This is a genomic window from Lysinibacillus piscis (assembly GCF_026012395.1).
Classification (GTDB): Bacteria; Bacillota; Bacilli; order Bacillales_A; family Planococcaceae; genus Lysinibacillus; species Lysinibacillus piscis.
In genome coordinates, this window is the sequence record NZ_BRZA01000011.1 from 17,591 (window position 1) to 38,915 (window position 21,325).

A 21,325-nucleotide genomic window follows, 5' to 3' on the forward strand; every position below is an offset into this window, starting at 1 on the left:
GTAATTTTATAGTGAATGCATACGACCTCTTGCAGGGACATAAGGATTTTCGCTATATTAATAAATAGGAAAAGATTACGAAAATAAGAGGAAAAAATTTTTTATGAAGAACCCCTATCTTTATGGTTATTTGCCATTAATAACGATTTTATTGTTTAGTTTGACGTTTGGAATGTATGCTGTAAGTGAATCATTACAGCTTTTTCAAGTAATCGGTGTTTATTCAGGCTTGCGTGAATTTGTCTCTGATTTAGAGTTACGCATTTTATTATTAATTGTCTTCGTTACCCTTTTTTTTATGCTGTTTTCAGCCTTAAAACTTGTAGGCGAAACGATTCATGAGCTGGGAATGCTACTATTTTCAAAGGATTTAGATGGCACAACTGTTCATCAAGCTAGAAGTGGCTATCTGATTTTATTAGTTGGTGCGATTTGCTCGGCATTTGTCATTCAATCCTTTGTGATGTTAATCGGCGTTTTTGCACTCACAATATGTATTTATTTTGTGTATGTCGTGTATAAAATGAGTCATTATTTATCGATTGGTGGCACAGTGGGATTATTAATTTTTGAGCTTTGTCTATGGATGGTACTTATTTTTCTTTTAGCATATGTTATTTTAAAATTATATAATGGTATTTTAGCTAGTCTACCGTTTACACAATAAAAATATCCCCTGTAGGATGTACTTATTTTACAGGGGATATTTTTATATTAACTTTCTGAAAAAAGGAATTTTATTGATTTTTGTGATGTAATTAATTGAATCAATTTTCAAGGGTGAGCATGAATATGTAAAGATGAGAATTAACCACTTTCTGTTTATTCTTTTAGGATGGGGTTTAGGTGTAGCAATTTGTTATGTTTTCTTGGACGGTATTGATTTCAAACTATTTTCACGATTGCTCTTTTTATACGTTGTTGGTGAAGTGGGCTATTACTTTATATGGAAACGAAAGAACAGTCAGATAGAATGACAAAGTACCCGATAGGCTGTCTATCGGGTACTTTGTTTTTAAAAGATATTTTACTGTAGTAACACATTGAAAATTTGGTGATGAATTTGTAGCTGTTCAAGTTCCTGCATGGATTGTGGGCGATCATAGCCAATCCATACAGCGGCTGTATAATGGTCGTTTAAGCCTGCCAGCCAATAATCCCGGTAATCATTCGTTGTTCCTGTTTTAGCCCCGACATAATGGCTGGAGCTGTAAATGCCTTGACCTGTTCCATTGCTCACAACATCAGCGAGCAGCTCACGCATATATTGTACAGTTTTAGGGGACCAAATGGGTGTACGTGTCGTATCCCATGTATAAAGGTCTGTCCCATCAGCCGCCACAACTTTGCGAATACTATGAGAGGGACTATAGGAGCCATCGATAAAGCTTGTATAGGCATCTGCTAGCTCTAAAGGTGTCACCCCATATGTTAAACCACCTAAAGCAGTAGCATAGGTGTGATCTTTTGCAACAAGTGAGCGAAAATGGAAACGATCTAAATAGCTAAATGCCGTCTCTACCCCAACCGTATTGAAAAGGCGTAGAGCAGATGTGTTGTAACTATGACGAAATGCAGTGCGAATAGAAACATCACCGTAAAGATAGCCTCCATAGTTTTGAGGACAAAACGAGTCAATACAATAACGACCACCATTGACAATCGAATCAGGTGTAGAAGTGGTTGTTTCAAAAAGTGGTGCATAGACAGCTAGGGGCTTAAAAGCAGAACCAGGCTGACGAGTACCTTGAAAAGCACGATGAAAATCAAATTTCTCATAATTTTTACCTGCATATACATCAACAATTTCTCGTGTTTGATTGTCAATAACGACACTCGCTGCTTGTAATTGTCCTTCCCCTAATAGAGCATTTATTTGCTCCTCATCCTGCAATTGTTTATCAGGGTCAAGTGCTGTATAGATGGTGATTCCATTTTGCAATAAATAGTTAATACGATTGGTTAATTGTGTTGTGATATTTTGCTGTTCCTCTTTTGTTTTTGCATTTTTTAATAATTCTGTGTAGCCTTCTTGCTCAGCTACTAGCCATTTCAGCTCTTGTAATACATAGGTGCTATACATAGGATTATTTTGCACCTTATTTTTAATTGTTAAGGTAATGGCTTCTGCTTTATAATTGGTTGCTTCTTGCTGTGTAATGGTTCCATTGGCTACAAGTATATCTAACAATCGTTCTTGTCGTGCCTTTGTATTGTCAAAGTTTTTTAAAGGATTATACAATGTAGGGTTGTTGGGAATTGCTGCGATAAAGGCGATTTCTGCAATCGATAATTCTTGTAAAGGCTTTTGAAAATAATAGGTCGCTGCTCCACCAATCCCATATACTTGATTGCTAAAATAAGCTTCATTCAAATACATTGATAAAATGGCTTCCTTATCAAATTGCTTTTCTAATTCATACGCATAAAATAACTCTGTTAATTTTCGTTCATACGTTTTTTCTTCAGATAGATAACGCATTCGTACAAGCTGCTGTGTAATGGTACTACCACCTTGAGAGCTAGTGTTTGTATTGGAATTGACAACAACGGCACGTATAATCGCACTTAAATCAAAGCCAATATGCTCATAAAAATCGACATCCTCACTTGCAATAAATATTTCCTGGGCAATTTGTGGAATATCTTGTAGTGGAAGTGGTTTTCGCCATTCGACATATTCTTCACTAAATACTTGCCCATGACGATCGATTAGTGTGACAGGTAATTGAGCAGCCATTTCAGGAAGATGGATGGTTTTCTCTATTTGTTGTTGATGTGCTTGTGCTGTAGTAAGCTCAGCTAAAATGCTTGTGCTAATCCACCAAAGAATAGGGAAAAATAGAATGATGATAACAAAGCCAAAAATATTTTTCATAGTTATCTCCGTTCATTGAATAGGAATACTTTAACAGAATAACAAAAGTACAAAAATCGTCAATACTTTCATAAAGAAAACCAGTAAGAAGTGTGTTAGACTAGAATGAGGTCAGTGAAGAAAATTATTTATTTTAAAGGAGAGACTTTTATGTTTCCACAGTTAACAACAGACGTACAAGCAGGCGAAGTGCTTGTTGAAATGAAAACAACAGCAGGACCAATTAAAATTAAATTGTTTCCAGAGCATGCACCAAAAACAGTTGAGAACTTTTTAGGACATGCAAAATCAGGTTATTATGACGGCATTATTTTCCATCGTGTTATCCAAGATTTTATGATTCAAGGTGGTGACCCAACTGGTACAGGTATGGGTGGTGAATCGATTTGGGGAGATTCTTTCGAAGATGAGTTCTCTGAAAATCTATTCAATCTTCGTGGTGCACTTTCAATGGCAAATGCAGGTCCAAACACAAACGGCTCTCAATTTTTCATTGTACAAATGAAGCACCTACCAAGCGATATGCTACGTCAATTACAAGGTGCTGGCTTCCCAGACGAGATTATTGAAGCATATGCACAAAATGGTGGAACACCTTGGTTGGATCATAAGCATACAGTATTCGGTCATGTTGTAGAAGGTATGGATATTGTCGATAAAATTGCTGATGTAGAAAAAGACTACCGTGACAAGCCATTAGAAGATGTGAAAATTGAATCCATCACGATTTTTGAATAATCAATAAGGGTGTGAGCACATGGAGCACTTCATCTATCAATTTTTATATTTTCCAGAAGATAAATCAGGCTATATTCCAGCAGCATTTGAATTTTTACTTATGCTTATTTTATGTATTATCGTGTTTATGGTATTACGAAGAATTTCAAAGAAGCAGGAAATCAAATCAAAAGAACTGGAAGACCGTATTCTAGCTGAGAAAAAAATGACAGACAATCAGCAAACAAAATAAAAAGAAGCACCTGCTACAACAATTTGCTAGCAGGTGCTTTGTGCTTTATCTCATATTAACAGGCTGTAAAAACCCCACCGATTGAAGGTTCACTTTATTGAAATACTCGTTTGAAGCGTTGCACAGCATCCTTTATCGTATCGAATGAGCAAGCAACATTCATGCGTAAGAAGCCACGACCTTCTTCGCCGTATTTTGTTCCAGGATCTAATGCTAGTTGCCCAACTTCCAATAGACGTTTCATTAGCTCTTTTTCATCTAAATTTAATGCTCGGTAGTCAATCCATAATAAATAAGTGCCTTGTGGTTTCACAATATGAATCCCCTCTATTGCTGTTAGCTCGGCAATGACGTAGTCCATATTGTTTGAAATATAAGCAAGAAGCTCATCTAACCAAGTAACGCCTTCTGTATAAGCCGCTTCCAATGCAATAGGTGCAAATGTATTGATAGAGCCCTGACCATTCGCCATATTCAATGCTTCTAGCTTTGTGCGTTTTTGTTTATCTGTCACAATCATATACGCTATATGAATGCCTGCTAGATTGAATGTTTTAGTTGGAGCCATACATGTAATGATACGATTTATTTCATCGCCTGCTATTTTAGCTAAAGGAAGGTGTGTAGAATCGCCTAACATTAAATCAGCGTGAATTTCATCAGAAACAATCAACACATCATATTTTGCACAAAGTCGAACGATCTCTTTTAATGTCGCTTCATCCCATACATAGCCTCCTGGGTTATGTGGATTACATAATATGTACAATTTAATATCTTGGGCAAGTGCTTGTTCAAAAGCTTCAAAATCATAAACAAACGTGCCATCTTTTTCTACAAGCGGACAGCGTACAACCTCTCGCTGATTATTTTTAGGAATCATCGCAAACGGTGGGTACACAGGTGGTGAAATCAGTATTTTATCGCCTGGGTTCGTAAATGCGGTAATGCAGTTTGCTAATGCTGGAATAACACCGTTACAAAAAAGAACGGATTCCTTCTCAATCGTCCACTGATGACGATTTTTTTGCCAATCCACCACCGTTTGCTTTGTTTGAGCATTCACAAAATTATAGCCTAATACCATATTCGCTGCATGATGTTGTAAAGCTGTTGAGACAGCCATAGGAGGTGCAAAATCCATATCAGCTATCCACATTGATAGAATAGTTGAGGCATCTTGAATACCATAGATTCCTTCCATTGCATCCCATTTTACAGAGTTTGTACAACGGCGATTAATTGTTTCATCGAAAATAGACAAGCAAATCACTCTTTTCTTTTTTATTTACTATGGTATCATATCAAATAGTAGTAAAGGATAATAGGTGAGTATTTTGGAAAATATAAAAATGAATCGAACAGCGGTTCATCTATTAGAGAGTTGGGACCCATTTCATTTAGGTCCAGAGTGTTATGATACAGAAATAGCTGATGTTGTAGCAGCATTACAAAGTATTGATGATCCATCCGCTCTTGCAAAAACCATCCAAGAAACATATGAATATTCTTTTGAAGAGTGGATTCCATTTGAAGAATGTGTCGCTATTTCGTATAAATTAATTGCCATCAAATTTGAGGCAAAATGTATCATTTAAGCAAATGAGGTTGTCACTGCATCAGAGTGACAACCTCATTTTATGTTGTTGAAAAACAAAAGTGACAATAAGATTTTTTGTGATGGAATTTCTGTGAGGGGTTATTTGCTTTAGTGTTGACGTAGCGTTGTACTTCACTTTCGTATAAAGTTACTTACTTTATGCCTAAAATCTTGTGGGTTTTAGAGTCTTGTCTGTTCACTGTCTATGGGAGTCAAGTAGTCTTCACCCCGATTCGCAAAAGTAGCTTCTTTTTAGCCATTTTTCTACTGACAACAATAAAAGTATTCACTGCTCACTTTATTTATAATGATTATAAAAAGCTATTTCTTCGCATTTAAATAAGAAAATCATTATCTATCCTTTTATTGATTGGGAAATAGTGAGAAAAACACTTTTACAGAATAGTTGATTGGAGTGGAGCCAGCGTCACTCCTAGGGGATGCGCATCACAGATGAGACCCTGGAGCGAACGTAGTGAGTGAAGCGGCTCATCGGATGCCCCCTGGAAAGGACGCTGGCGGAACGGAAATCAACCCTTACTGTGCTCAAAGTGCTTTTTCGTTAATGACAGCATCTTTTTTCAACCTTATTTTTATTGGAAGAGCGGTAAAATACCTTGAATAAAGATAATAAGAATAGCGATGGGAGAAATGTAGCGAATCGCTATATACCAAATTATGAACATCAAATTAGATGTTGCTAATTCCTGACGTGATATATCTTTCGTGTAATAATAACCTGCAAAAATGGAAATGAGTAATGCACCGATTGGCATCGCAATACTATTGGTTAAGAAATCTACAAAGTCAAAAATAGAACGATCTAAAATGTGAATATCCGATAAGATACCAAATGAGAGTGCACTTGGTATACCAATCATGAAGATAATCATTCCCCCAAGCCATGCTATTTTTTTACGTTTTTCATGCTGTTCACCAATGGCAATGGCTACGACAATTTCTAACATGGAGATAGAGGATGTAACCGTAGCAAATAACAATAACACAAAGAAAATAGTTAAAAATAGTCCACCAAGCGGCAATTGCTCAAAGACAGCGGGTAAAATGATAAAGACGAGTCCTGGTCCTTGGTCAGGTGTGTAGCCAAGTGCAAAAACAGCTGGAAAAATCACTAGTCCTGCCAGTAAGGAAATGACAATGTTCATGGAAGCTACATTGACAGCAGAATTACCAATTTTTTCGGTTTTAGATAAATAAGAAGCATACGTAATCATCACAGCGATACCGACGCTTAATGAGAAGAAGGCTTGACCAAGTGCCATTAAAAATGTTTGACTATTGAAATATGACCAATCAGGGACAAACATAAATTTAACACCTTCTATTGCTCCATCCAATGTCAATGAACGAATGACTAAAATAATGAAAAAGATAAATAGCAATGGCATCATCCATGTGCTTGCTTTTTCAATACCACCTTTAATCCCCGCTGCGACAATGACAACCGTTAAGAGCATAAATAAGCCCTGAACAAAGACAGCCTCAAATGGACTTGTAATAATAGATGTAAACAATTCCGCATAATTGGCTGCATGAAGTTGCAGTGAAAGTGAGCGACCTAAATAGCTTAAAATCCACCCTCCAACAACACTGTAAAATGATAAAATAAGCCCTGCGACAATCATGCCACCCCAGCCGATTAAATACCATGGTGTTTTCGGTGCTTGTATTTTAAAAGAAGTCACCGCATCCCTTTGACCACGACGACCAATCATAAATTCAGCGATTAAAACAGGGAGTCCAATAATGAACGTACATAAAATAAATAATAAAATAAAGACACTACCACCATTAGTGCCAGCCATATAAGGGAATTTCCAAATAGCCCCTAAACCGATGGCACTGCCAGCAGCGGCTAAAATAAAGCCGATTTTAGTAGTAAATTGATCTCTTGATGACACGAAAACAATACCTCCTTTTTACTAAAATTCTATTCTACAGTAATATTTTGATAACACAACCGAATCGTTGAAAATTCTTAAATGTTTGTAACAATTGATAAAAAGCTTACGTTTTATAGAGGAAGGAGGGATTGTTGTGACAGAAATGGAGCTAATTGAACAAGCACGGCAAGGGGATAAAAATGCCTATATAGCACTAATTAAAATGCATCAACGTACAGTCGAGAAGTTTGCCTTTCAATGTGGCGTACATAACAATGATTTAGCAGATGTCGCACAGGAGGTTTTTGTGAAGCTCTATCGCTTTTTAGATCAATTTCAACAAGACCGCTTTACAACATGGCTTTATAAAATTACTTTGAATGCAACAAGAGATTATTATCGGAAGGAACAGCGAGAACAAGAGAAGGAGGAAAAGCTGCGAGTACAGGCGGGAGCACATATACCATCAGCGGAAAAGCATGTGTTGCATTTTGAGGAGGATCGAAAATTACACAATACGATTCAGCTATTAGATGAAAAATATCGTTATCCACTCATATTATTTTACTTTCATGAATTGAAATACGAAGAAATAGCAGAAGTTTTAGGGATATCACTATCAACTGTTAAAGTACGTATCATGCGAGCAAAGGAAAAGTTGAAAATTTTGTTAATGCAAGAGAGGGATGCTGAACATGGATGATAAGCAGTTTAATCAACAGATGGAATTATTAAAAAAAACTTATGACCGTTTAGAGCCACAGTTGAATCCAGATGCGGTTCTTGCACAAATAGAAGAACAAGAAAAACTAGAAAAGATTGTACAACCACCTTCAAGACGGCAAAAACCAACTGTGTGGCTTACCGCAATTGCTAGTCTATTTGTTATAGGCTTATTAACAGCTACTTATGTGATTGCACAGCCTGAAGAACGGAATAGTGCAAAGGAGTTGTCTGTAGATGTAACTGATCAAAAATGGATTGAAACGATCACTAAAAAATATAATAGTAAAAAGGATCAAATTAAAAGAGAGCTCAAAGTTTCAAGTGAGACATTACAGTCATTTGCATTTATACAGAAGGCAGATCGTTTATTGGAATATTATATAAGTGCTGCTAAACAAAAAGGAACGGAGCCTTATTTTTTTGAAAACGCGGAGAAAGCCATTCTTTCTGAATTAATGACACCAAGAAGGGCATTTGAAATGATTGGTAATAGAAAATCGCTTACTTTTGAGGAATCCTTTGAAGTGTATCGTTTATATGAAAAATCAGCTAAGGAGCTTGAACTGTATTACAATCAAGCACTTGAACCATATCAAATGCAAATTCGGAAAACAACAGATAAGAGCCAGTATCCAGCAAAATTACAAGAGCTCCTAAAGGCTGCAAATAAGCAATTTATGGTGTTGCAAGTGGATGCCAATGGAGAGAGTTATTTCGTCAGTAATATACTGGGTGGAGAGCTTTCACCAAAGTCCTTGACCGAATTAGATCCAGCTGTCTTTGGTTATTTTGAGTATTTGCAAAAAGGTTATCTATTATTAGGGGACGATTTACGTTATACAAAAGAGGAGACAATGCTTTCGTTAAATTATATACAATATACATTAACTGGGACTCCTCATACAAAATTATTAGAATATGAGGTTCTTCAACAAACATTTGTCAATACATGGCTCGCCATCTTAAAGGGAACAACTAAGTATCCAGCGGTTGATAAAGATGGAACGATGCGGGAAGATTATATACAATTTTTAAAAGAAATGGTATCGGGGGAGTATAGTAGTGTCATGCAAGCTACAGCTAAAGATATACTAGTAGAATTACAAGAATCGAATCATTCAAAGACATTTACAAATCTCACTAGTACAGATATTATGAGCTCCATTTACCAACGGAGAGAGCGACTCAAAGTACTTCTTGATGAAAGCAACTATGTCTTTACTGATATACTTGAGACAGATAGAGAGCAAATTCAGCAAATTTATCAGCAGTATCAAAAAAATGGTGAGACAGTAATTAATCAATTACATCCAGTGAATCTTGTTCAGCTATATGTTTATGCGTTGGAAAGAGGGGACAAAACATTACAAGCGATATTATTGTTACCGGATGCCAACATGGGTGAACTGTCTAAGCTGAATCGTCTGAGTTATTTTAGTCAAATTGGCGAATATACAGGTGATGTACAGCCAACTGTGGTTTTGCGTGTAGATAATGAACATCAAGCATCTAAGAAAGAGTTCAGAATTAGATTAGCTCGTAATAATAACGGCTATTATCGTATTGAAGCTATTCTAGATTAATGGGATGATGTTTTGCCCCGTTTTTATACGTATGGTATAATTTAAGGCGACATATACGTAGTAAACAACAGGAAAGTGGGCAAAGGTTATGGCAAACAAATATGAAGTAGGGGATGTGCTAACGGGAAAAGTGACGGGTGTTCAACCATATGGTGCGTTTGTAGCGCTTGATGAGCAAACACAGGGACTCGTGCATATTTCTGAAATCACGTATGGCTTTGTAAGCAATGTGAGTGAATTTTTAACGGTTGGGCAGGATGTGGATGTGAAAATCCTTGAAATTGACGAGACAACCGAAAAAATTAGCTTATCGATTCGTGCGTTGCAAGAACGTCCAACCACAGTGCGTAAAAAAGAAGTATTGCCCCGTAAATCATTACAGGATCGTGTAGATGAAGCTGATGCGAATGGGTTTAATTCTCTAAAAGACAAATTACAGGACTGGATTGAACAATCAGGACAATAATAAAAACGAGAGGCTCTTCTGGGCCTCTCGTTTTTATTATTGATTTTTCATTTTACGAATGCGATATTGTAGGTTTTGACGGCTCATTCCAAGTGCAGTGGCGGCCTTTGTAATATTGCCCTCATATAAATTTAATACATTTTGTACATAATAAGATTCAGCTTCACGTAAATAGGCATCTAATGGCATCACATCATTTTGTTGATGGAACATGAAAAATTCAGGCTTCCTATGAGACACATCATCCTGTTGCTGTACTTTAAAGCGAAAATGTAAAGGCAATAAATCAGAAGTTACCATCGTTTCTGTTGTCATAAACGATACGATTTCGTCCAATAATAACTCTAGTTCCTTTAAATTACCAGGCCAATCATATTGTAAAAATAGTTCTTGGACATCAGGAGCAAGCTCTGCCACATTGGAGGCAAAGCGTTCTCGATGGCGTTTAAAGTAATCATCAACAAACGGCAAAATATCCTCTTTTCGCTCTGTTAACGTAGGAACGGTAATGGCCATTTTAGCAAAGAAATAGTAAAGCGATTTCAATAGCTTTTTTTCAGCGACTAAATCGATTGGATCACTACCAACACTGCCAATTAGCATATAGGTGGATTGTGGCAATTCCTGAATGATTTCAAGTAATTGCTCCTGCATGTTGAGACTTAAAAAATCAATGCGTTCAAAGAATAACGTATACGGTTTATTATGCTGCAATAAGTTTTGCAATGTGTCGATAACAGAATGATCTGAACGGCGACAAACAAGGGTAATAAATGCTTCAGAATCAGTAGATGCTGCATGATGGATACCTTCTGCAACTAAATCCTTCCCAGTACCAGATTCGCCAATTAATAAGACAGGTAAATTGACTGCTGCGGCTTTTTTAGCATTGGTAATGACTTGTTGCATCTCTTCAGATACAGCCGTGATACTCTCAAATGTCAAAGGCTCACCATAACGTCGAAGGGGCTGATAAATTAATTTTTCCAGTGATGTAATATCACGAGCAAATTCAATAGCACCGATTAATTGATCGTCCACATAAAGTGGGAATGTATCATTGATGGTCGTAATTTCATGACCATTTTTATTCCAATACGTTTGTTTGACATTGATTTCTTTTTGTCCAGTTTGTAATACACGTATTAATGTACTTTCATTTTGACGAAACGAAAACATTTCAATAATCGAACGATCGGCTAACTCGTCAAAGTGAAAGCCCTCGATTTCTTTCATTTTTGTATTGTAAATAACGGTTTGTCCAGATAGGTTCACGGCATGAATACCAACGGATACATTTGTTGCAATAAACTCATAAAACGGTCGTAAAGGTTCAAAAGATTTCATAAAAATGTGCACCTCGAAAAATTTTACTTGAAATATGCAACGGAATTTTGCATTATATTAATTGTAAGCATATTCTATACGCAAAGATATTTTGCGTCAATGTTTTTTGTACACTAAACTACATCTCACCTAGGAGGATTTTACCGTATGATTCCATACAAACATGAACCATTCACAGATTTTACTCAAGAAGCAAACTACAACGCATATGTAGAGGCTTTGAAAAAAGTTGAGAGTTATTTAGGGCAAGATTATCCACTAATTATTGGTGGCGAACGTATCACAACTGAAGATAAAATTGTTTCATATAACCCAGCAAAGAAAACAGAAGTTATCGGTCGTGTATCAAAAGCGAGCAAAGATTTAGCAGAAAAAGCAATGCAAGCAGCCGATGAAACATTCAAAACTTGGAAAAAAGTAGATCCAGCTATTCGTGCTGACGTATTATTCAAAGCAGCAGCGATTATTCGTCGCCGTAAACATGAATTCTCTGCATTATTAACAAAAGAAGCAGGTAAACCATGGAATGAAGCAGATGCAGATACAGCAGAAGCAATCGACTTCTTAGAATACTATGGTCGTCAAATGTTACGCATTAAAGACGGTCAACCAGTTGAAAGCCGTCCAGGTGAATATAACCGTTACGACTATATTCCATTAGGTATTGGAATCGTAATTTCACCATGGAACTTCCCATTTGCAATTATGGCAGGTACAACAGTTGCAGCTTTAGTAACTGGTAACACGGTATTATTAAAACCAGCTTCAACAACACCAGTTATCGCTTATAAATTTATCGAAGTATTAGAAGAAGCAGGTCTTCCAGCGGGTGCGGTAAACTTTGTACCAGGTTCTGGTGCAGAAGTTGGTGACTATTTAGTAGACCATCCAAAAACACGCTTCATTAGCTTCACAGGTTCTCGTGATGTAGGTTTACGCATCAACCAACGTGCATCTGTATTAAATGAAGGTCAAATTTGGATTAAACGTGTTATCGCTGAAATGGGCGGTAAAGATACAATCGTTGTCGATAAAGAAGCAGATTTAGAGCTTGCGGCACAATCTATCGTGAAATCAGCATTCGGTTTCTCAGGTCAGAAATGTTCAGCATGTTCACGTGCTGTAATCGTAGAAGACGTGTACGATACAGTTGTAGAACGTGTTGCAGAGTTAACAAAAACATTAACAGTTGGTGATCCAACAGATTTCAGCAACTTCATGGCAACAGTAATCGACCAAGCTGCATTCAATAAAATTACAGAGTACATTGAAATCGGTAAAGGTGAAGGTCGCTTAGTTGCTGGTGGTACAGCAGATGATTCAGTTGGTTACTTTGTACAACCAACAGTATTTGCAGACGTAGATCCATCTGCACGTGTAATGAAAGAAGAAATCTTCGGTCCAGTTGTAGCGATTGCCAAAGCAAAAGATTTCGATCATGCAATTGAAATCGCAAATGACACGGAATATGGTTTAACAGGTGCTGTTATTACAACAAACCGCTTCAACCTTGAAAAAGCACGTGAAGATTTCCATGTAGGTAACTTATACTTCAACCGTGGCTGTACAGGTGCAATCGTTGGTTACCAACCATTCGGTGGTTTCAACATGTCAGGTACAGATTCAAAAGCGGGTGGTCCAGACTACTTACAATTACACATGCAAGCAAAAACAACTTCAGAAATGCTGTAATTGTTAAATAAATTATTGGAAGTGGGGATTGTTTGCAATTCCCACTTTTCAAATAAGGAGAGACTTAAGAATGTCAAAAACACAACAAGTAATTGAACAAACACAAAATTTTGGTGCGGCTAACTATCATCCACTACCAATCGTTATTGCAGAAGCAGAGGGCGCTTGGGTAAAAGATCCAGAAGGCAATAAATATTTAGATATGCTATCTGCCTATTCAGCTGTAAACCAAGGGCATCGTCACCCTAAAATTATCGCTGCATTAAAAGAGCAAGCAGATAAAGTGACATTAACTTCTCGTGCCTTCTACAGTGAAAACCTTGGTGAATGGTATGAATTAGTTGGGAAATTAACAAATAAACAAATGGTATTGCCAATGAACACAGGTGCAGAAGCGGTAGAAACAGCCTTTAAAGCAGCTCGTCGTTGGGCATACGATGTAAAAGGCGTAGAAGATGGTAAAGCAGAATTTATCGCATGTAATGGCAACTTCCATGGCCGTACAATGTTAGCGGTTTCATTATCTTCTGATGAAGAATACCGTCGTGGCTTCGGTCCAATGTTACCAAACATCAAATTAATTGATTATGGTAACTTAGAAGCATTAAAAGCAGCAATTACACCAAATACAGCGGCATTTATGATTGAGCCGATTCAAGGAGAAGCGGGTATCGTTATTCCTCCAGCAGGCTTCTTAAAAGCGGCACGTGAGCTATGCCGTGAAAACAATGTATTATTCATCGCAGACGAAATTCAAGCAGGCTTAGCACGTACGGGTAAAATGTTTGCAAGTGATTGGGAAAACGTAGAGCCAGATATGTACATCTTAGGAAAAGCACTAGGTGGTGGTGTGTTCCCAATTTCTTGTGTAGCTGCAAATCGTGATATTTTAGGTGTATTCAATCCAGGTTCACATGGTTCAACATTCGGTGGTAACCCATTAGCATGTGCTGTGTCTATCGCATCTATTAAAGTGCTATTAGATGAAAAGTTAGCTGAACGTTCACAAGAGCTTGGTGAATACTTCAAAGGTAAACTAAAAGAAATCAACAACCCAGTTATTAAAGAGGTACGTGGTCGTGGCTTATTCATCGGTATGGAACTGACAGAAGCGGCACGTCCATACTGTGAAAAGCTAAAAGAATTAGGCTTATTATGTAAAGAAACACATGATACAGTTATTCGTTTTGCCCCACCACTTGTGATTTCACAAGAAGATTTAGATTGGTCAATTGCACAGATCGAAAAAGTATTTAAAAATTAACAAAATGTTCACAATCTAGTTCGGAAATATGTTACAATGATGCCGAATACTATCATTAAAAACAAAGAGGCGATTTAGAAATGTCTGAAAACTTAAATCTATTCACATCAACACAAGAGGTTATTCAAGATGCTCTTCATAAACTTGGCTATGATGAAGCCATGTATGAATTATTAAAAGAACCACTTCGCATGTTACAAGTACGCATTCCAGTAAAAATGGATGATGGTACAACGAAAGTATTTACAGGTTACCGTGCACAACATAATGATGCGGTAGGCCCAACAAAAGGTGGCGTACGCTTCCATCCACAAGTGTCAGAAGAAGAAGTAAAGGCACTATCCATGTGGATGACATTAAAATGTGGTATCGTTGATTTACCATATGGTGGTGGTAAAGGTGGCGTTATTTGTGACCCACGTGAAATGTCTATGGGTGAAATCGAACGTCTAAGCCGTGGTTATGTACGTGCAGTGAGTCAAATCGTAGGTCCTACAAAAGATATCCCAGCACCAGACGTATTTACAAATGCACAAATTATGGCTTGGATGATGGATGAATATAGTCGCATTGACGAATTTAACTCACCAGGCTTTATCACAGGTAAACCACTAGTGCTTGGTGGTTCACAAGGTCGTGACCGTGCAACTGCACAAGGGGTAACAATCGTGATTGAAGAAGCTGCGAAAAAACGTGGTATTGATATTAAAGGTGCACGTATTGTTATTCAAGGCTTTGGGAACGCAGGTAGCTTCTTAGCGAAATTCATGCATGACTTAGGCGCAAAAGTAATTGCGATATCAGATGCTTATGGAGCACTTCATGATCCAGAAGGCTTAGATATTGATTATTTACTAGATCGTCGTGATAGCTTTGGTACTGTAACAACTTTATTTGAAAACACAATTTCCAATAAAGAATTATTAGAATTAGATTGTGATATTCTAGTACCTGCTGCTATTGAAAATCAAATTACAGCAGACAATGCACATAACATTAAAGCAAATATTGTGGTAGAAGCAGCAAACGGTCCAACAACTGCTGAAGCAACTAAAATTTTAACTGAGCGTGGCATTTTACTTGTACCAGACGTACTGGCATCTGCTGGTGGTGTTACGGTTTCTTACTTCGAGTGGGTTCAAAATAACCAAGGTTACTACTGGACAGAGGAAGAAGTCGAAGAGCGTCTATACAAAAAAATGGTGGAAGCATTCGATAATGTCTATACAACAGCAACAACACGCAATATCAATATGCGTCTAGCAGCCTATATGGTAGGTGTTCGCCGCACTGCAGAAGCTTCTCGCTTCCGTGGTTGGGTGTAAGCTAAAGAACAAGTCATCCCTTGCTAAAGGGGATGGCTTTTTTTATGATAAAAATAAAGTGGAAACAAATGTTCTTATATGCTAAGCTTAAATAGCTATCCACGTTCAGTTTTTGTATAGCACAGTATTTTATCATTAAAAAGAACATACATCAGATAGAGGGATTTTAACAATGATTATGATAATTATTAGTTGTAGTATAATAGCTGTTTTGGGTAGTTTACTGATATGGCGTATGCGAATAGTGCATAAAGATCGTAAAGAAAAGAAAAAACAGCTAGAGCAGCGATTAGAGAATCTTATACAAACGAATCACAAATGAGTCATCCCATGGAAACGGAATGACTCGTTTTTAGTTAGGTCATTGCAAATCTTTGCATTCATCTTTCGAAATATGAGAAAATCGAACAAGAAAGGGGCGAATAGGATGAACGCATTTACATTTTACAATCCAGTTAAACTCCATTTTGGAGCAGATACACTAGAGAAATTGGCTAATGAGTTAACACAATTTGGTGAAAAGGTGCTCGTTGTGTATGGTGGCGGTAGCATTAAAAGAAATGGAGTATATGAGGCAGTAGTAGAGGTACTAAAAAAAGCAGATAAAACTATTTTTGAATTGAGTGGCGTAGAGCCGAATCCACGTGTAGAGACAGCTAGAAAAGGGATTACACTCTGTAAAGAAGAAAACATTGACCTAGTGCTGGCAGTTGGTGGAGGCTCGGTTATTGATTGTGCAAAGCTCATTGTGGCAGGAGCGAAGCATGAAGCAGACGCATGGGATATTGTAATCCGCAAGGTAGCTGTACAAGATGCACTACCACTAGGTACGGTATTAACACTTGCTGCAACAGGCTCTGAAATGAATAGTGGCTCTGTTATTACAAATGCAGAGACAGAAGAAAAATTCGGATGGGGCCATCCTGCTGTTTTCCCGAAATTTTCGATTTTAAATCCTGCGTATACAGTGAGTGTACCTAAAGATCATACGGTGTACGGCATTGTGGATATGATGTCTCATATTTTTGAACAATATTTTCATAATACAACGAATACAGCTGTGACGGATGGTATGTGTGAAGGCGTTTTACGTGCTATTATGGAGGCTGCTCCACAATTAGTAGAGGATTTAGAAAATGTGGCATTGCGTGAAACGATTTTATTAGCAGGTACAGTTGGCCTGAATGGCTTTTTGTCAATGGGTTCAAGAGGAGATTGGGCAACACACAATATCGAACATGCGGTATCAGCTGTGTATGATATTCCACATGCGGGTGGTTTAGCTATCTTGCAGCCACATTGGATGCGTTTAGTTGTTTCTGTGAACCCAGAGCGCTTTGCAGGTTTAGCAACAAGAGTATTTGGTGTCGAGACAGCAGGTAAAACATTCGAAGAAGTTGCATATGAAGGAATTGACCGCTTATCAGCATTTTGGACTTCATTAGGCGCACCAAGCCGTTTAGCAGACTATGAGATTGATGCTACGAAATTTGAGCAAATTGTCGCACATGCTATGCAAAATGGACCATTTGGCAACTTCAAGCAATTACAGGAAGTAGATGTTCGCACGATTTTACAAAATGCGCTATAATAAGGATGAAAGAGTACAGAGCTAGTAATAGCTTTGTATTTTTTTTTGCTCGTGATAGTCGTATTTGCTCACTATTTGTAGAAATGTTCAGATTTTGTTCAACATCGTCTAGTAATATAGAGACAAAGTTCTACAAAGATTGGGGAGAAGCAAATGTTGAAACAACTATTGGAGGAGCGTATCATGACCTTACACAGTGTGAATAATCCATTTCAGCAACATGTTTATAAACTACAAAATTGTGTAGAAGTGTTAGGTATTGAGGCGAAATTTATGCGTATTGATAATCGTAAAAGTATTACAGGATATATAGCAGATAAAACAATCTTTTTTAAAAGTTTAAGCTTTGGTCAAGCGATTGTTACGCTATTTGATGGTGTCGAAACGGCGAGTGTGAAAGTATTTGTACATCCTTCAGGAGAGATTGTCGCAGAAGTAAGACCGTGTCTAACAAAAATAGAAGTGATTCCGGTTCATTATCGTCCGATATTAGAAGGAATGGCAATTGCGGTTGATTTAAAAGGTGCTTTAAAGCGATATTTGATTGCACAGCAAATGATGGATTCTGAGGATTCAGTTGTAGAAGTACATTACCAATCGATGCATCCTAATGTTTTACGTGATTCCTACGCAGGGAATTTTGTTTTAGGTTATCATATAGATGGACGAGAAATGACAAGTGTTGAAGAATATGCTTTAGCCAATCGTACAGCGATACTCAAATTTTCACAAATTGTCATTCAGCGACAGGCAGTTCGTACAGTCATACCTTTTGATAGATTTATAGCATTTTCCATTGAAAATATTGTTGTCAAACCCTATGAAAAAATGAGCTATTCTCTAAACTAGTGATATTGCTACAGATGCTTCATTTTTATATAAGAAGAGCTTGTCTCAAATGATTTTGAGGACAAGCCCTTTTGCTCATTGTTCAGGTTTTTCACCAATATGTGTCCAAGTTGTTTGACCATCATCCTCATCAAATAAAATAGTTACTTTCGATACACTTTTTTGGCTGGCAATAATCTCAGTTAAATGATCTCGTACATCATCGAGAAAAGCGAGTGATAAATGAGCATCTGCTTCAGCTACTACTTCTACGTGTAAATATTCGCCTTCTTTAATAACCTCTAATCGTACAATATCTTTAATGTTTGGGTTATCCATCACAATATGTGCGATATGGTTGAGCATTTCTTGATCGGTTTCGCCGATAACTCCACGTGCATTATCAAGGAATACTTTTCCTACAACATAAAACATCATACAGCCGATAATCATAGAGACAAGCCCTTCAATTCGTCCCCAACCTGTAAGGTAAGCAATGATAATGGCAAGGAAGGCTAAAATATTTCCACCAGTAGCCACTAAATCTTCCATGAATACTAATTTCGTAGCAGGTTTTGCACGGTTCAAATAAGCAAATGCTTTCAGAATAGAAGCGAGACCAGCTTTCGGTTGACCAGCTTCGTGTAATACTTCAACAGATGCTTTTGCTAATACAGTGCCCTCTAAGATAATTCCGACCATTAGTACCCCTAATGCGATTAGCACACCTTTTGATTCACCTGATGGATGAATAAAATGATGCCATCCTTCTTTAATTGTTTCATAAGAAAGAATCGCAACGATGATTACAGCAAATAGGCAAACTAAATTTACGATACGTCCAAAGCCAGTAGGAAATTGTTTGGTTGGCGCTTTTTTGGAAAGTGCTGATCCGATAAACACGAATAGCTGGTTCGCTGCATCACCGAGAGAATGCATCATTTCGGCAAACATTGCTACATTGCCTGTGAAGAAAAAGGCAATGCCTTTAATGATTCCTAAAAAAGCATTTACGGCAGCTGCGAGTAAGGAAGGCTTATTCCCTTCTTTTAAAAGTTTAAAAAATGCTGTCATGAAAAGTCCTCCGACTAGTTTAAAATTTCCATCTCAATTTTTTTAATATATCCTATCGCACGTAATGAGTGATAAAAAGATAACAAATTATCTGAGATAATTAATGATAACCGCAAGTTTAATTCATGTAAAACAATATTATTGTCAAATGAAAGATCTTTAATATGAACATTTTCTATAATGATATTATTGCTTTGTAAAAACTGCAAAAATGACTCGGTATATTCATCTCCGTTAATATGAACAATGAGTGATACTTCACGCATACGCATACGTTTTGGTCCAATTTTCATGAGGAAAGGCGCTAAAAATTCAATGCCAAATACGATAATAATGACAGCTAACGTAGCATCCATATAAAAACCTGCTCCCACTGCAATGCCTATGCCAGCAGCGCCCCAAATCATGGCAGCAGTTGTTAAGCCCGAAATACTATCATTTCCACGTCTAAGAATGACACCTGCTCCGAGAAAACCAATACCACTAACAACTTGAGCGGCTAAACGAAGCGGGTCCATTGTAATATTGATATCTTGACGTGATGGTGTAGAGTACGCTGTTTCGATTGAAATGATTGTTAAGAGGCAGCTAAAAGTAGCAATAACTAAACTTGTTTTTAGGCCGACTGGTTTCTTTTTTAATTCTCGTTCAATGCCAATCACTAAACTCAACGTAGCTGCAATGACTAATTTGATACCAACTTCATATGTAATCATGTTGCCTATTAATAATTCCATACATTCCCTCCTTCATTTCAGATTACTCAGAAATATGTAAGTTGTCACTATTATATTAGCGTTATTTGTTGTATTCTACATTAAGTTACTAGAAGAATTTTCTGGAGGTAGTATTGTTGTGGAAAAGCCAAAAGTTCATCCGTACATTCCTATTTTTATTGGTGTCATTTCAGTATCTTTATCAGCCATTTTTGTGAAGTTGGTCAATGCCGAATCTGGAGTTATTGCATTTTATCGTATGTTATTTTCCGTGCTACTTATGGCTCCTATATTTTTTATGAAATATGTACAAGAGCTAAAGCAATTAACGACAAGAGATTGGTTGTTTTCTTCTATAGCAGGTGTATTTTTAGCATTTCATTTTATTTTATGGTTTGAATCTCTTCGATACACATCTGTAGCCAGTTCTACTGTGCTTGTTACACTCCAGCCACTGTTTGCGTTTATAGGTACTTACTTTTTCTTTAAAGAGAAAATTACTGGAAAAACGATTATGGCAGGAATTATCGCTATTATAGGAAGTGTGTTAATCAGTTGGGGTGATTTTCAACTAAGTGGCACAGCATTTTACGGTGATATGCTGGCATTGATAGCATGTGCACTTATTACAGCTTATCTTTTATTTGGACAGGATGTACGTAAAAGATTATCACTTGTTACGTATACGATGGTTGTTTATGGTGTGAGTACAATTACTTTGTTGCTTTATGTACTTATAAAAGGAGAATCTTTTGGACCCTATCCTGCTATGGATTGGATATGGTTTATTTTATTAGCAATTGTTCCTAATCTGTTTGGTCATACTTTATTTAATTGGTCTATTAAATATGTAAGCACGAATGTTGTTTCTATTGCGATACTTTTTGAACCGATTGGTGCAGCTGTTTTAGCATTTTTCATTTTTAAAGAATATTTAATAGCAACACAAATTATTGGTGGATTGATTGTAATAGTAGGTATTTTGTTTTTTGTAGTAGATGAAAAAATGTTTTTGAAATTTTTTAAGAAAAAAGCTTGATTTTTATATTTAGGTATTATATATTATTACTTGTCCTTAACAAGGATAAATGATTTTTTGAAAAAAGTTGTTGACTTCTTGTTATGAACAAGTTAAGATAGAAAAGTCGCTAAAAGAATTGCGATGTATATGAACCTTGAAAACTGAACAAACAAAGCGTAATCAATAAAGTAAGACAATTTTGGACATCATACTAAAATATGATGCCAGCAATGTTTTCTGTGCGAAAGCGTAGTGAAACATAGCGTCAGCAATTTTTTATGTATCGAAAGCGAAGCGACAGATACAACAATGAGATTTGAGCTATTCAGATTTCTCTTTT

General features: G+C 36.9%; 19 protein-coding genes. 13 read left to right on the forward strand and 6 right to left on the reverse strand.

All coding sequences use genetic code 11. The features are described from left to right. Nucleotides 1-103 precede the first annotated feature (103 nt). Nucleotides 104-667, forward strand: a complete 564-nt coding sequence (locus OPF91_RS18530) for a DUF5366 family protein (RefSeq protein WP_264990420.1) — start codon at nucleotides 104-106, stop codon at nucleotides 665-667. 360 nt (nucleotides 668-1,027) lie between these two features. Here OPF91_RS18530 and OPF91_RS18535 read toward each other — a convergent pair whose 3' ends face one another. After that, nucleotides 1,028-2,878, reverse strand: a complete 1,851-nt coding sequence (locus OPF91_RS18535; RefSeq protein ID WP_264990421.1) for a transglycosylase domain-containing protein — start codon at nucleotides 2,876-2,878, stop codon at nucleotides 1,028-1,030. A gap of 150 nt (nucleotides 2,879-3,028) precedes the next feature. Between OPF91_RS18535 and OPF91_RS18540 the strand changes: the two genes are divergently transcribed. Together OPF91_RS18540 and OPF91_RS18545 are read left to right on the forward strand one after the other, a co-directional pair. Beyond that, complete coding sequence (locus tag OPF91_RS18540) at nucleotides 3,029-3,616, forward strand: peptidylprolyl isomerase (protein ID WP_264990422.1); 588 nt, start codon at nucleotides 3,029-3,031, stop codon at nucleotides 3,614-3,616. 19 nt (nucleotides 3,617-3,635) lie between these two features. Then, complete coding sequence (locus OPF91_RS18545; protein ID WP_264990423.1) at nucleotides 3,636-3,848, forward strand: hypothetical protein; 213 nt, start codon at nucleotides 3,636-3,638, stop codon at nucleotides 3,846-3,848. A 94-nt stretch (nucleotides 3,849-3,942) separates the two neighbouring features. On the opposite strand, the gene OPF91_RS18550 is transcribed toward OPF91_RS18545, so the two are convergent. Then, the gene (locus tag OPF91_RS18550; protein WP_264990424.1) at nucleotides 3,943-5,112 is read right to left on the reverse strand and encodes a MalY/PatB family protein; all 1,170 of its coding nucleotides are present in this window, start codon (nucleotides 5,110-5,112) and stop codon (nucleotides 3,943-3,945) included. Nucleotides 5,113-5,185: 73 nt separating this feature from the next. On the opposite strand from OPF91_RS18550, the gene OPF91_RS18555 reads away from it, so the two are divergent. Next, entirely contained in the window at nucleotides 5,186-5,446 is a 261-nt protein-coding gene (locus tag OPF91_RS18555; protein WP_264990425.1) for a DUF1871 family protein, read from the forward strand. 595 nt (nucleotides 5,447-6,041) lie between these two features. Here OPF91_RS18555 and OPF91_RS18560 read toward each other — a convergent pair. Then, nucleotides 6,042-7,370: a sodium-dependent transporter gene (locus OPF91_RS18560; RefSeq protein WP_264990426.1), complete on the reverse strand. Its 1,329-nt coding sequence runs from the start codon at nucleotides 7,368-7,370 to the stop codon at nucleotides 6,042-6,044. 136 nt (nucleotides 7,371-7,506) lie between these two features. Here OPF91_RS18560 and OPF91_RS18565 point away from each other — a divergent pair, with 136 nt between their 5' ends. From OPF91_RS18565 to yugI, 3 genes are all read left to right on the forward strand, one after another. After that, nucleotides 7,507-8,055: an RNA polymerase sigma factor gene (locus OPF91_RS18565; protein ID WP_264990427.1), complete on the forward strand. Its 549-nt coding sequence runs from the start codon at nucleotides 7,507-7,509 to the stop codon at nucleotides 8,053-8,055. Beyond that, a complete protein-coding gene (locus OPF91_RS18570) occupies nucleotides 8,048-9,661 on the forward strand; it encodes a hypothetical protein (RefSeq protein ID WP_264990428.1) in 1,614 nt (537 codons plus the stop codon). The genes OPF91_RS18565 and OPF91_RS18570 overlap by 8 nt, the downstream gene beginning before the upstream one ends. A gap of 88 nt (nucleotides 9,662-9,749) precedes the next feature. Continuing rightward, complete coding sequence (gene yugI / locus OPF91_RS18575; RefSeq protein ID WP_264990429.1) at nucleotides 9,750-10,127, forward strand: S1 domain-containing post-transcriptional regulator GSP13; 378 nt, start codon at nucleotides 9,750-9,752, stop codon at nucleotides 10,125-10,127. 36 nt (nucleotides 10,128-10,163) lie between these two features. On the opposite strand, the gene OPF91_RS18580 is transcribed toward yugI, so the two are convergent. Then, complete coding sequence (locus OPF91_RS18580) at nucleotides 10,164-11,474, reverse strand: sigma 54-interacting transcriptional regulator (protein ID WP_264990430.1); 1,311 nt, start codon at nucleotides 11,472-11,474, stop codon at nucleotides 10,164-10,166. Between the two features lie 147 nt (nucleotides 11,475-11,621). Between OPF91_RS18580 and pruA the strand changes: the two genes are divergently transcribed. The 5 genes from pruA (at nucleotide 11,622) to OPF91_RS18605 (ending at nucleotide 18,195) form a co-directional block, all read left to right on the forward strand. Continuing rightward, a complete protein-coding gene (gene pruA, locus OPF91_RS18585) occupies nucleotides 11,622-13,166 on the forward strand; it encodes an L-glutamate gamma-semialdehyde dehydrogenase (protein WP_264990431.1) in 1,545 nt (514 codons plus the stop codon). A gap of 70 nt (nucleotides 13,167-13,236) precedes the next feature. Then, nucleotides 13,237-14,430, forward strand: a complete 1,194-nt coding sequence (locus tag OPF91_RS18590; protein WP_264990432.1) for an ornithine--oxo-acid transaminase — start codon at nucleotides 13,237-13,239, stop codon at nucleotides 14,428-14,430. 80 nt (nucleotides 14,431-14,510) lie between these two features. Continuing rightward, the gene (locus OPF91_RS18595; RefSeq protein WP_264990433.1) at nucleotides 14,511-15,755 is read left to right on the forward strand and encodes a Glu/Leu/Phe/Val family dehydrogenase; all 1,245 of its coding nucleotides are present in this window, start codon (nucleotides 14,511-14,513) and stop codon (nucleotides 15,753-15,755) included. A 427-nt stretch (nucleotides 15,756-16,182) separates the two neighbouring features. Beyond that, nucleotides 16,183-17,346, forward strand: a complete 1,164-nt coding sequence (locus OPF91_RS18600; protein ID WP_264990434.1) for an iron-containing alcohol dehydrogenase — start codon at nucleotides 16,183-16,185, stop codon at nucleotides 17,344-17,346. Nucleotides 17,347-17,499: 153 nt separating this feature from the next. Beyond that, on the forward strand, nucleotides 17,500-18,195 hold the full coding sequence (locus OPF91_RS18605; RefSeq protein WP_264990435.1) for a hypothetical protein: 696 nt from the start codon (nucleotides 17,500-17,502) through the stop codon (nucleotides 18,193-18,195). 75 nt (nucleotides 18,196-18,270) lie between these two features. Here OPF91_RS18605 and OPF91_RS18610 read toward each other — a convergent pair whose 3' ends face one another. Both OPF91_RS18610 and OPF91_RS18615 read right to left on the reverse strand, forming a co-directional pair. Then, entirely contained in the window at nucleotides 18,271-19,248 is a 978-nt protein-coding gene (locus OPF91_RS18610; protein WP_264990436.1) for a cation diffusion facilitator family transporter, read from the reverse strand. Between the two features lie 14 nt (nucleotides 19,249-19,262). Next, nucleotides 19,263-19,985, reverse strand: a complete 723-nt coding sequence (locus tag OPF91_RS18615) for an MgtC/SapB family protein (protein ID WP_264990437.1) — start codon at nucleotides 19,983-19,985, stop codon at nucleotides 19,263-19,265. Between the two features lie 118 nt (nucleotides 19,986-20,103). On the opposite strand from OPF91_RS18615, the gene OPF91_RS18620 reads away from it, so the two are divergent. Then, nucleotides 20,104-21,003: a DMT family transporter gene (locus OPF91_RS18620; RefSeq protein ID WP_264990438.1), complete on the forward strand. Its 900-nt coding sequence runs from the start codon at nucleotides 20,104-20,106 to the stop codon at nucleotides 21,001-21,003. Nucleotides 21,004-21,325: the final 322 nt, after the last annotated feature.